This window comes from Peribacillus simplex, assembly GCF_900156045.1.
Taxonomy (GTDB): Bacteria; Bacillota; Bacilli; order Bacillales; family DSM-1321; genus Peribacillus; species Peribacillus simplex_D.
Genome location: NZ_FTMX01000001.1, coordinates 425,926 through 437,347, shown reverse-complemented (window position 1 = coordinate 437,347; position 11,422 = coordinate 425,926). Strand labels below are relative to the sequence as shown.

The 11,422-nt window shown below is 43.3% G+C and carries 8 protein-coding genes and 1 other annotated feature (1 of these 9 cut by a window edge); of the genes, 4 read left to right on the top strand and 4 right to left on the bottom strand.

Translation table 11 applies throughout. The features are described from left to right. Window positions 1-81, bottom strand: a binding site (T-box leader); it reaches 136 nt to the left of the window's first position. Between the two features lie 149 nt (window positions 82-230). Beyond that, window positions 231-3,254, top strand: coding sequence for a transglycosylase domain-containing protein (locus BW986_RS02075; protein WP_076364667.1), 3,024 nt, complete (start codon window positions 231-233; stop codon window positions 3,252-3,254). A 133-nt stretch (window positions 3,255-3,387) separates the two neighbouring features. Here the strand turns inward: BW986_RS02075 and acsA are convergent, their stop codons facing one another. Beyond that, the gene (gene acsA, locus BW986_RS02070) at window positions 3,388-5,106 is read right to left on the bottom strand and encodes an acetate--CoA ligase (RefSeq protein WP_076364665.1); all 1,719 of its coding nucleotides are present in this window, start codon (window positions 5,104-5,106) and stop codon (window positions 3,388-3,390) included. A gap of 344 nt (window positions 5,107-5,450) precedes the next feature. Between acsA and BW986_RS02065 the strand changes: the two genes are divergently transcribed. From BW986_RS02065 to BW986_RS02055, 3 genes are read left to right on the top strand one after another with little or no spacing between them, the layout of a single operon-like run. Beyond that, complete coding sequence (locus BW986_RS02065; RefSeq protein ID WP_076364663.1) at window positions 5,451-6,083, top strand: GNAT family N-acetyltransferase; 633 nt, start codon at window positions 5,451-5,453, stop codon at window positions 6,081-6,083. 26 nt (window positions 6,084-6,109) lie between these two features. After that, window positions 6,110-6,760 carry an acetoin utilization AcuB family protein gene (locus BW986_RS02060; RefSeq protein ID WP_076364661.1) on the top strand — a complete coding sequence of 217 codons (651 nt, stop codon included), beginning with the start codon at window positions 6,110-6,112 and terminating at the stop codon, window positions 6,758-6,760. Next, window positions 6,753-7,928: an acetoin utilization protein AcuC gene (locus tag BW986_RS02055; RefSeq protein ID WP_076364659.1), complete on the top strand. Its 1,176-nt coding sequence runs from the start codon at window positions 6,753-6,755 to the stop codon at window positions 7,926-7,928. Before BW986_RS02060 ends, BW986_RS02055 begins: the two co-directional genes overlap by 8 nt. 89 nt (window positions 7,929-8,017) lie before the next feature. Here the strand turns inward: BW986_RS02055 and ccpA are convergent, their stop codons facing one another. The 3 genes from ccpA to ytxJ form a co-directional block, all read right to left on the bottom strand. Continuing rightward, a complete protein-coding gene (ccpA, locus tag BW986_RS02050; RefSeq protein WP_076364657.1) occupies window positions 8,018-9,022 on the bottom strand; it encodes a catabolite control protein A in 1,005 nt (334 codons plus the stop codon). A gap of 380 nt (window positions 9,023-9,402) precedes the next feature. Continuing rightward, complete coding sequence (locus tag BW986_RS02045; protein ID WP_076364654.1) at window positions 9,403-10,479, bottom strand: bifunctional 3-deoxy-7-phosphoheptulonate synthase/chorismate mutase; 1,077 nt, start codon at window positions 10,477-10,479, stop codon at window positions 9,403-9,405. A gap of 498 nt (window positions 10,480-10,977) precedes the next feature. After that, on the bottom strand, window positions 10,978-11,304 hold the full coding sequence (gene ytxJ / locus BW986_RS02040) for a bacillithiol system redox-active protein YtxJ (RefSeq protein ID WP_076364652.1): 327 nt from the start codon (window positions 11,302-11,304) through the stop codon (window positions 10,978-10,980). Window positions 11,305-11,422: the final 118 nt, after the last annotated feature.

The following is an 11,422-nucleotide window of genomic DNA, read 5'->3' as shown; positions in this document are numbered from 1 at the left end:
ACCATTTGTACCGATTTCCACTAACCACCGGCTCTCTGAAACAGGGATAGTCTGACTACTGGGTCCTATCATCGCGATCATTTAATCATTTTATTGTTGTTAATAAACTTTTATCATACATAAGTATCCTTGTCAACATCACCCTTACAGATTATAGAAAAATAAGAAAGATGCCCTTTCCCCTACCTGTTATATGCTATAATATATGTGATTTCAGGGGGTATGATACGATGAATAATAATCAAAAAGATAGATTTCAAACAGTCTGGAAGCAGCTGACCCGTTTTTTTCAAAATGAAAAAACACAAAAGAATGCGCGGGTTACATACCAAGTCATTTGGAATTTAACGCTGATCCTCATTATTGTCGGGATCCTAGGATTCTCATTCGCCGGCGGCGTCGGAGCCGGCTATTTCGCTGCCCTCGTCAATGATGAGCCAGTACGCTCAAAAGAAGATTTGAAAAAAGACATTTACAATTATGAAGAGACCTCTGAAGTATACTTTGCAGATGAAGTATACTTGGGCAAGCTTAAGAGTGACCTTGAGCGTGAAGAAGTGTCCATCGATAAAGTTTCCGAGTATCTTAAAAATGCAGTCATCGCTACAGAAGATGAGTATTTTTATGAGCATGACGGAGTTGTCCCGAAAGCCATCCTGCGTGCCGTTTACCAGGAATTTTCGAATGCAAGCGTCCAATCGGGAGGAAGTACATTAACACAGCAGCTCATTAAAAACCAGGTCCTCACCAACGAAGTATCATTTGAACGGAAAGCAAAAGAAATCCTTCTTGCGCTCCGGGTCGAAAAGTTCTTTGAAAAAGAAGAGATTTTGGAAACCTACTTAAACGTCTCCACTTTGGGACGAAACTCTTCAGGCCGTAACATCGCTGGTGTCGAGTCCGCCGCTGAAGGTATTTTTGGCGTGGAGGCCAAAGATCTGACATTGCCCCAATCAGCCTTTATCGCTGGATTGCCGCAAAGCCCTTTCGGTTATACACCATATACCCAGAAAGGAAAACTGAAAGAAAATCAAGAGCCCGGCATCAACCGGATGAAAACCGTTTTAAAGCGGATGTATAGTAACGGATACATAAAAAAAGAAGAATATGATAAGGCAGTCGCATACGACATAACAAAAGACTTTATCGGTAAAACGGAGATGCCATCCGAGAAATATCCATGGCTCACCTATGAAATCGAAAAACGCTCCATCGAAATCCTATCTGTCAGTCTGGCAAAAGATGATGGATATGAAGAGAAAGATTTAGAGAATGATGACTTAAAAGATCAATATCTAGCACTTGCCGATCGTAAGCTGCGTCAAAACGGCTATCAGATCTATACGACAATCGATAAAAAGATTTATGACAAGATGCAGGAAGTAACGAAAAACTATCCGAATTACGGATATGATAAAACGGCACAAGTTGTCGATCCTGATACGAAAGAAATGAAAACGGTGAGTGAGCCCGTCGAAGCCGGGGCCATTCTTATCGAAAATAAAACAGGAAAAATCATCAGTTTCGTAGGCGGCCGTGATTTCAAGCGGGAACAGACGAACCATGCAACCGCATCACTGCGATCAAATGGATCAACGATGAAGCCTTTGCTCGTATATGGTCCAGGGATTGAGTTAGGAAAGATCTCACCTGGAAGCGTATCGGCCAACGTACCCATTTCCATTCCAGCAGGCAGCAAAGCGTGGCGTCCAGGAAACTATGGCGGCGGAAGCTATACGGGGGTAACGACAGCCCGTGAGGCACTGAAGAATTCCTATAATATCCCGGCAGCGCTCTTTTACATGAAAATAATCAACCAAAGGCCTGCTGCCTATTTGGAAAAAATGGGCTTTACAACTGTAACGAATGGGGATTACTCAAATCTTGCCATGTCATTGGGTGCCATGGACAAAGGTGTAACCGTTGAAGAGAACGTCAATGCATTTGGCACATTTGCCAATTCAGGGGAATTCGTCGATGCTTATATGATCGATAAAATCGTATCGAAAGATGGCGAGGTCATCTATGAACATAAAGCGAAACCAGTGGAAGTATTTTCTCCGCAAGCCGCTTACTTGACGCTTGATATGATGCGTGATGTCGTAAACAGCGGGACGGCCGCTTCGGTCAGGAACCGACTTGCTTTCTCAAGTGATTGGGCAGGTAAGACCGGAACTTCCCAAAACTATTGGGACGCTTGGTTCGTCGCAAGCAATCCAAATGTATCATTCGGTACATGGCTCGGATATGACACACCTAAATCCTTGCAAGGGACCTACAATGGTCTGGAATATAATAAACGTAATATGTATTATTGGGCAGATCTGATCAATGCCGCATACAAAGTCGATCCTAAACTCATCGACCCTGATAAGCGATTTGAAATGCCGGGCGGAATTGTCAACCGTTCCTTCTGTGGCGTTTCAGGACTGCTGCCTTCAAGTGCATGCCAAAAGGCAGGTCTTGTAAAATCAGATTTATTCATCGCCAAATATGCTCCATCCAGGGCGGATGATAGTTTCATAGATGGACAATATGTATCAGTCGGCAGCAAACGCTATGCAGCCCTTCCGCAAACGCCTGGCGAATTCACAAGCGGCGGGTTCATGTTGAATCCCGATTCCTTTGCAGATATCGGATTGAAATATGTCGATGACCCGGGATCCGTGATTCCTGGAGGCGAAAAATCAGGAAATGTCGTCGGGGCGAAAGCGAAATTGAATGATAATGGCAAAGCACCAGATCCCCTATCCATAACGATCAGTAACGGTAAGATTACATGGGGCCTGCATCATGAAGGAGATGTCGTCGGTTATCGTGTCTATAAAAACGGCAAAAAAGTGGCGAGCATCAATGCCGGAGGGAGTCTTGTTTACAAAGTCGGCTCAGGCGGTTCCTATTACGTAACGGCCGTAGACATAGTCGGTAAAGAATCAGCCCCTTCCCAACGTGTTGAAAGCGGCGCTAAAAAAACAGGTTCAAAAGAAGATTCCGCAAAAAATAAAGATGATCGCGGAAAAGATAAAGTAGCTAACGAAGATAAAAAACCAGACTCAAAAGAAGATACCGTTTCAGATAAAAATAAAGAAAAAGAACCAGAAAAAGAAACGGATAAAGATAAAGAGCCAGCTCAAGACATAGATCAAAACAAGGAAAATACAGATAAAGAAAATCAAGAGACCGACAAAGGTCAAAACACAGTCAATGATAAAGAGCAAGACACGGATAAAGCTGAAGAAGAGGAAGAAGAATGACCCTCTTTCTTGAACTAAAACAGGCTGTCGGGTTTGCCCGACAGCCTGTTTCCATATAATCTCCCAAAAAGGCATCCATGAAAGTGACCATGGATGCCTTTTTCCTTCTCAATAATCAGCATGAACCAGATTCTCAATCCTCCATCGATGATAAGTCACCAGTTGGCAAATCAAGTTCCCAAGCCTTCAGGACACGGCGCATGATTTTACCGCTTCTTGTTTTAGGAAGTTTATCCCTGAATTCAATTTCACGAGGTGCCGCATGTGCTGCTAGACCATGTTTTACAAATGTACGAATTTCCTCAATCAACTCATCGTTTGCATCGTATCCGTCACGAAGGGCGATAAACGCTTTGATAATTTCCCCCCGAACCGGATCCGGCTTACCGATGACCCCCGCTTCAGCTACGGCTGGATGCTCGACCAACTTGCTTTCCACTTCGAAAGGACCGACTCTCTCCCCTGCCGTCATGATGACATCATCCACACGTCCTTGGAACCAGAAATAACCATCTTCATCCATATATGCGGAATCTCCAGAAACATACCAATCACCTGGCATAAAGTAGGATTCATATTTCGCTTCATTCTTCCAGACGGTCTTCATCATCGAAGGCCAGCCTTTCTTGATGGCAAGGTTCCCCATTCTATGCGGCGGGAGCTCATTGCCTTGATCATCCACTATTGCCGCCTTCACCCCAGGAATCGGTTTGCCCATCGAACCAGGTTTGATTTCCAGGCAAGGATAATTGCAGATGACCTGAGCCCCGGTCTCCGTCATCCACCATGTATCATGGATACGGTGATTGAACACCTTCATTCCCCAGCGAACCACTTCCGGGTTCAACGGTTCACCGACACTTAAAATATGGCGGAGAGTGCTTAAATCGAACCGCTTAACGATTTCGTCACCTGCGCCCATCAGCATCCTGAAGGCCGTCGGGGCACTATACCATACCGTGACACCAAAGTCTTCCAAGGTCTTGTACCAGGATTCAGGCTTGAACCGCCCCCCTACAATGACATTCGAGGTCCCTGTCAGCCAAGGTCCAAAGATCCCGTAAGACGTCCCTGTCACCCATCCAGGATCCGCTGTGCACCAATACACGTCCTCATCCTGCAAATCAAGGACCCATCTTGCCGTTTGATAATGCTGGATCATCGCATTATGAACGTGAAGCACTCCTTTTGGTTTACCTGTGGAACCGGAGGTATAGTGAAGAATCAGACCGTCATTACGATCCACCCATTCAATTTCGAATCTTTTGTCGGCTTCTTTTAATTTTTTATTGAAGTGATGGTACTTCCCTTCTTCTTTTATATTTTCCCCCACCAAGAAAATATGCTTTAAATGAGGTAGCTCATCCACTGGGACGCGCGGCAAAAGTTCAGGTGTCGTCACAATCACACTTGCCTCACTATCTTCAAGACGATCCCTTATTGCACCTTCCATGAAGGCTTCGAACAACGGCCCTACGACCGCTCCCGTTTTAATCGCACCCAACAATGCAAAATAAAGCTCCGGGGAGCGAGGCATGAAGATGAAAACACGATCACCTTTTTCCACATTGGCAATGTTCCTGAACACATTGGCCGCTTGATTCGTATAATCTTTCATTTCCTTGAATGTATACTTTTCATTTCTTGTATCGTCTTTGTAATAAAGGGCCACTTTATTCTTTTTATATGTTTCGACATGGCGGTCAATTGCTTCATATGCAAGATTCACTTTACCGGTTTCAGACCAGGTGAATTCCTTTTCCGTCTCAGACCAGTCAAACTTCTTGTATTTTTCATCATAATTCTTTAAATTAAAATTACCTTCCACTACTGGTAACGCTTTCACATTCATACGACAAACTCCCCCTTCATTCGGCTCTATATTTTTATTATAGTATAAGAAGACAATTTTCTCAATTTTTAAAATATTGTGCACTTCCATATTAGGGAAAATCCAGCTTGCTGAATTTTGAAAATTACAAGTATGCTATAGTTAAGGTGAATTCATGTTGATGGCTGGAAAAGAAGAAGCACTGTAACAAAAGATTCATATATGTGTTGAACTTTCTAAATTATGCCCCTTGTTTTTATGTATAATTTATTTAAGCTTTCCATTCGGTCAGTTTTTAAAGCAACGCTTCTTATACTCCGGAATGCTAGAGTGTGAGATTACTACATAACAAGGGTGGTGAAAGAATGGAATATAATAAGACCTTTTATACTAAGGAACTGCAGACATTAAGCGGGACGCTCATCATCGAGGGGCCGTTAAGCGGCGAAAAAATGTCCGCTTATGAGTTTCACGAAGACTTGGTCGCCTTCCGCCCGCCTGCTTTGCAGCATAAAGCGTTAATAGAGATCGCAGACTTACCTGAGGGCAGGATCTTTATCGCCCGTGAAAATGAAACGATTGTGGGTTATGTAACATACTTATATCCCGATCCCTTGGAGCGCTGGTCGGAAATTAAGATGGAGGACCTGATTGAGCTTGGTGCAATCGAGGTCATCCCTAAATACCGGGGTGCCTCCGTCGGGAAGAACCTGATCCGCCTTTCCATGGAAGACGATTCGGTTGAAGACTTCATCATCATCACCACTGAATACTATTGGCATTGGGATTTGAAAGGGACAGGTCTGAATATTTGGGACTATCGCAAGGTCATGGAAAAAATGATGAGTGCGGGTGGCTTGGTCTACTTTGCAACAGATGATCCAGAAATCAGTTCCCACCCGGCCAATTGCCTGATGGCCCGTATCGGCAAAAAAGTCCCGCCGGAATCCATCCAGAAGTTCGACCAATTGCGTTTTATGAATCGGTTTATGTATTAAAGAGGCGAGGAAGAGGAGGAAGGAAAATGATTGTAGAAACAATAATGAATGAGGATATTATCACCCTCACTCCAACGGATACAATCCATAGCGCTGTCATGATCATCAAGGAGAAGCGAATTCGCCATATACCCATTGTCGATGACAGCTATCAACTTGTGGGATTAGTCAGCGACCGTGATATTCGGGATGCTGCCCCTTCTATATTCCGTACCGCAGAATACAAAAATGATTTACAAAAACCATTATCAAGCATCATGAAAACGGAAATAATCACGGGGCACCCGCTGGATTTCGTGGAAGAAATCGGGGCTGTTTTTTGTGATAACAATATCAGCTGCCTTCCAATCGTAAAGGGAAGGAAGTTAGTGGGCATCATAACCGGTTCCGATTTACTTCATTCATACGTTGAGTTGACTGGAGTCAATCAGCCCGGTTCCCAAATCGAAATCAGAATCCCGGATAAGGCAGGTTCCCTTCATGATATTGCCCATATTTTCAAAAGGCGCAATTCGAATATCCTGAGCACCCTTGTTTATCCTGAAAAAAATGGAACCGATTATAAAATTCTTGTAATTCGTGTACAGACGATGAATCCATTTATGGTGGTGGAGGATTTGAAGAAAGAAGGCTATACCGTTTTATGGCCTAGCCTACCGGGGATTTCACATGAATGATACATCCCTTTTCGTCTATTCGGATGAACTCCTTACCTACAAATTCAACGATGAACATCCATTCAATCAAAAACGGCTTAAACTCACGCTTGATTTATTAAAAAAACACCATGCCATCAATGATGATCAAATTATCAAGCCCAGAATGGCTACCGATGCAGAATTGGAACTGATCCATGATCACCATTATGTAAACGCTGTCAAATTGGCGGGCCAGGGAAAGCTCCCCCCTGAAAAGGCAGTAAATTATGGGCTGGGAACAGAGGATACCCCCATCTTCCCCAATATGCACGAAGCGAGTGCCATGCTTGTAGGCGGTACCTTGACGGCTGTGGATGCCGTCATGACCGGTCAGTCCCTGCACGCACTTAATCTTGGCGGGGGCCTGCATCACGGTTTCCGCGGGAAAGCCTCAGGCTTTTGCATTTATAATGATAGTTCGGTCGCGATCAAATACCTGCAAAAAAAATATGGGGCACGTGTCTTGTATGTCGATACCGATGCACATCATGGTGACGGAGTCCAATGGTCATTTTATGATGATCCCGATGTATGCACCCTATCCATTCATGAAACGGGGCGCTACTTATTTCCCGGCACCGGCAATATTAACGAGCGGGGCCAGGGAAAAGGCTACGGCTATTCATTCAACATCCCGGTCGATGCGTTCACTGAAGATGAATCCTGGCTCGAATGCTATAGGGCTTCCTTTAAAGAGGTCATTGAATTCTTCAAACCGGATGTCATATTAACGCAAAACGGGGCCGATTCCCATTATTACGATCCGCTCACGCATTTATCTGCCACCATGAAGATTTATAGGGAAATACCAAAGTTGGCCCACGAAATGGCCCATAAGTTTTGCGAAGGACGGTGGATTGCAGTAGGCGGCGGCGGATATGATATATGGCGCGTCGTCCCGAGGGCTTGGGCGAGGGTCTGGCTCGAAATGACGAACAATGATATATCGGGTCCCCTATCAAAGGAATGGCTCGATTGCTGGCAGCCTGAGTCCCCTGTTACCCTGCCGGATGAATGGGATGACATGGAGGATATATACGAACCCATTCCGAGGAAGCCTGAAATTACCGAGAAGAATGCCCTGACGCTTGAAAAGGTCCTTTATCCCATCAGGTCCTCCAAGCAAACGTCGAAAAGCAATGAATAAAGTTAACCAAAAGATCGTTGAAAAACGATCTTTTTTGTTCGGGTGGGAAACAAAAAGAGAGTGCCCCCCGGGACACTCTCCAAACAAGTTTATTTCGTTGATTGACGGTTTTCAATCCGATGCGGCAGGATCACTTTTTCAAGACCTTCCTCCACTTGTTCTTTATTCATCAGCTTTGTAAGAAGCCTCATCGCAACCGCACCAATGTCATATAAAGGTTGGACGATCGTCGTGATTTGCGGACGCACCATCAATGTTAATCTCGTGTTATCGAAGCTGATCACTTCAAAGTCTTCCGGTACATTATACCCTTTGTCCTGTGCGGCATGGACAATTCCAAGCGCCATTTCATCAGCACCGGCGATGAATGCCGTCGGTCTGTCTTCAACTTCCAGGTACTTTTCAAAAGATTCAATTCCTGAATCATATGTATAATCACCTTCAACAATATATCTTTCATCAAATGAAAGACCAGCTTCTTTCAATCCTCGTTTATAACCAGTCAATTTCATTTCATTAATCAGCGCGGAAGGATTTCCGCTTACAAAAGCGATATGCTTGTGTCCTTTTTCAGCAAAGAATGTCACTGCGTCGAATGCCGCCGCCTCATAATCAATATTAACCGATGGAACTTGCCCGCTTTCATCCACCGAACCTGCCAAAACGATTGGAACCGGTGAATTCTTAAACTCTTTGACATGCTCATCAGAAATGTTGCCGCCCATGAACACGATACCATCCACTTGTTTTCCAAGCATCGTATTCAGCAAATGGAATTCCTTATCTATATTCTCATCAGAACTGCTTAGAATGATATTGTATTTATACATCGTGGCTATATCTTCGATGCCCCGTGCCAATTCGGCAAAAAAGATGCTCGAGATATCCGGGATGATGACCCCGACTGTAGTCGTTTTCTTTGAGGCAAGTCCCCTTGCCACTGCATTGGGACGGTACCCTAACTTCTCAATCACATCGGAAACTTTCTTCCTTGTTGCAGGCTTTACATTTGGATTCCCGTTAACTACACGGGAAACGGTGGCCATGGAAACATTCGCCTCACGCGCCACATCATAAATGGTTATATTATTCATTCATCCATTCCTCCATTTCTTTCATTTTCCCCATAAAAGCCCGAATTATTTCGGAAAAAAATCTTTTATGCGTTTTTCTCTATAAGGAAGATTATTTTAGGAACGATCTGCCTAACAAAAATGCAGTCCTACTCTCTTCTCAGTCAAATATTCAATACCCTATTCAAGTATAAAATTCACATAGATATCACTTTATGTATGACTCAATCTTCCGAACAGTTCTCATTCTTGTTATTTATCATACGATAGTAGAATCTTTCCTGCAATCCAATAGTGCTTATTTCGAAGGTTTTTCTGCAAAAACTAGTATTTTACCATTAAAAAAAGCCCTTGCCAAGTTGGTAAGGGCCGTAAGTAGATCATATAAAGACTTTCTTGGCTTATACAGTTACCCAGTTCAAACGTTTAATTTCATCGTAGAATTCATCAAATTGTTTGAAGTCCATTTGCTGTGCAGAATCCGATAAAGCAACGGAAGGATCTGGATGCACTTCAGCCATAACTCCGTCAGCACCGATTGCAAGAGCCGCTTTAGCCGTAGGAAGCAGAAGGTCGCGACGTCCAGTTGAATGCGTTACATCAACCAAGACCGGTAAATGAGTTTCTTGTTTTAAAATCGGTACAGCAGAGATATCAAGCGTATTCCTTGTTGCTTTTTCGTAAGTGCGGATACCGCGTTCACAAAGGATGATGTTGCCATTGCCCTGCGACATGATGTATTCCGCTGCATGAATGAACTCTTCAATCGTTGCAGCCAGTCCGCGCTTTAAAAGAACTGGTTTATTTACAGCACCTGCCGCTTTTAGCAAGTCGAAGTTTTGCATGTTGCGCGCCCCGATTTGGATGACATCGATATGATCGATCGCCGCTTCAATATCGTTGGCACTCACGATTTCACTGATGACAGCCAAGCCGTATTCATCAGCAACACGTTTAAGTATTTGTAACCCTTCCAAACCAAGCCCTTGGAAGTCATATGGAGATGTACGTGGCTTAAATGCACCGCCGCGCATCAATTTCAGACCTTTAGCTTTAATGACTTCCGCCACCGCAGCTGTCTGTTCATAAGATTCAACGGCACATGGTCCGAAAACGAAGCTAGGGATCCCGTTACCTACCAATTCACCCTTAATGTCGATGATCGTGTCTTCAGCCTTTTGTTTTCTTGATACAAGAAGCGTTTTCTTCTGATCATCTTTTTGCAGCTCCAAGCCCAATTTAAAGATTTCTTTGAAAATATGTTTAATCGAACCAAGATCAAGCGGTCCTTGATTATTGGCTTCGATAAGATCCAGCATAGTTCTTTCACGGACCGGATCGTAACGGTTTACACCTTGTTTTTCTTTAACGCGACCAATTTCCTGTACAAGTTCAGCACGTTGATTAATAAGATGTAATAACTGAAGGTTCACATCATCCAGTTGATTACGAAGTCCATCAAGCTCTTTGTTGCTCATTACATATCCATCCCTTCGTTTTTTAAAATAGAAATCGGTTCAGCGGACTTAACCTAAAAAAATCCCATCTGGATCCTCGAACATCCACCCCGATTGTATTATCAATGAAAAATTTAGAATATTTCATGTATGATTAAATCAATTATAAATGAAGTGCCCATAAATGTCACTATATTTTTCTTTAATAATTAAACGCTTTTAAGCATTAAAGTTATGAATGCATAAAATCAGGTGTCACACATGCAGGAAAAAGGATTTAGACTGAATATTTGAACAATCCATTGTAGGAATTATATTGGAAATAGAACAAGAAAGCTATAATTTAATTGATATTTATCTCAAAGAGCATTGGATCATGATCAAACCGTCTGCCACTTGCCTGGAGCTACATGAAAAAAAGGACCTTTAAAGAAAAGGTTTCCCCTGGAGTCCGTTTAAAATTCCCATGGCCACAATAAAAGGCCGGACCCCTTACTAAAGGGATCCGGCCTTCGTCATTCATTCAGTAATGGCCTTGCTCAATGATTCATATGTAATCCGCCAATGAGATTCATTCCAGGCAGGTTTCCCACTTTTAAAAAGGATGGCCTGAGGTGATTGATGTTTGACATCAAATGTTTCTGCCACAAAATTAGATAGTGGACGAGCTTCCTGAACAGCTAAATAGGCCGTTTTAAGTTGTTCGTTTTCCAAGATGTACCTCTCATATTGTTCAAATGCTTCAGCACTGACCGGGCATGTTACACTATGCTTGAAAAGCAGGAATGTATCCTCTTTTAGAAGCTCATTGAATTGTTCTTCTGTTTCGATTTTGCTCATGACCATAAAACATTCTCCTTTCCTTGTCCATATAAATTTTACCATCAAAAAGGCGATGAAGCCATCGAAGCACTCACCGCCTTATTCTTCGTCCCTTTATGCCTCTTCATCCCCATTAAAGGAA

What these genes read in the sequence shown, in the direction of transcription:
- ytxJ (WP_076364652.1), bottom strand. Translation starts at nt 11,304, where the DNA reads ATGGTCATGAGCAAAATCGAAACAGAAGAACAATTCAATGAGCTTCTA.
- BW986_RS02060 (WP_076364661.1), top strand. Translation starts at nt 6,110, where the DNA reads ATGATTGTAGAAACAATAATGAATGAGGATATTATCACCCTCACTCCA.
- ccpA (WP_076364657.1), bottom strand. Translation starts at nt 9,022, where the DNA reads ATGAATAATATAACCATTTATGATGTGGCGCGTGAGGCGAATGTTTCC.
- acsA (WP_076364665.1), bottom strand. Translation starts at nt 5,106, where the DNA reads ATGAATGTGAAAGCGTTACCAGTAGTGGAAGGTAATTTTAATTTAAAG.
- BW986_RS02065 (WP_076364663.1), top strand. Translation starts at nt 5,451, where the DNA reads ATGGAATATAATAAGACCTTTTATACTAAGGAACTGCAGACATTAAGC.
- BW986_RS02075 (WP_076364667.1), top strand. Translation starts at nt 231, where the DNA reads ATGAATAATAATCAAAAAGATAGATTTCAAACAGTCTGGAAGCAGCTG.
- BW986_RS02055 (WP_076364659.1), top strand. Translation starts at nt 6,753, where the DNA reads ATGAATGATACATCCCTTTTCGTCTATTCGGATGAACTCCTTACCTAC.
- BW986_RS02045 (WP_076364654.1), bottom strand. Translation starts at nt 10,479, where the DNA reads ATGAGCAACAAAGAGCTTGATGGACTTCGTAATCAACTGGATGATGTG.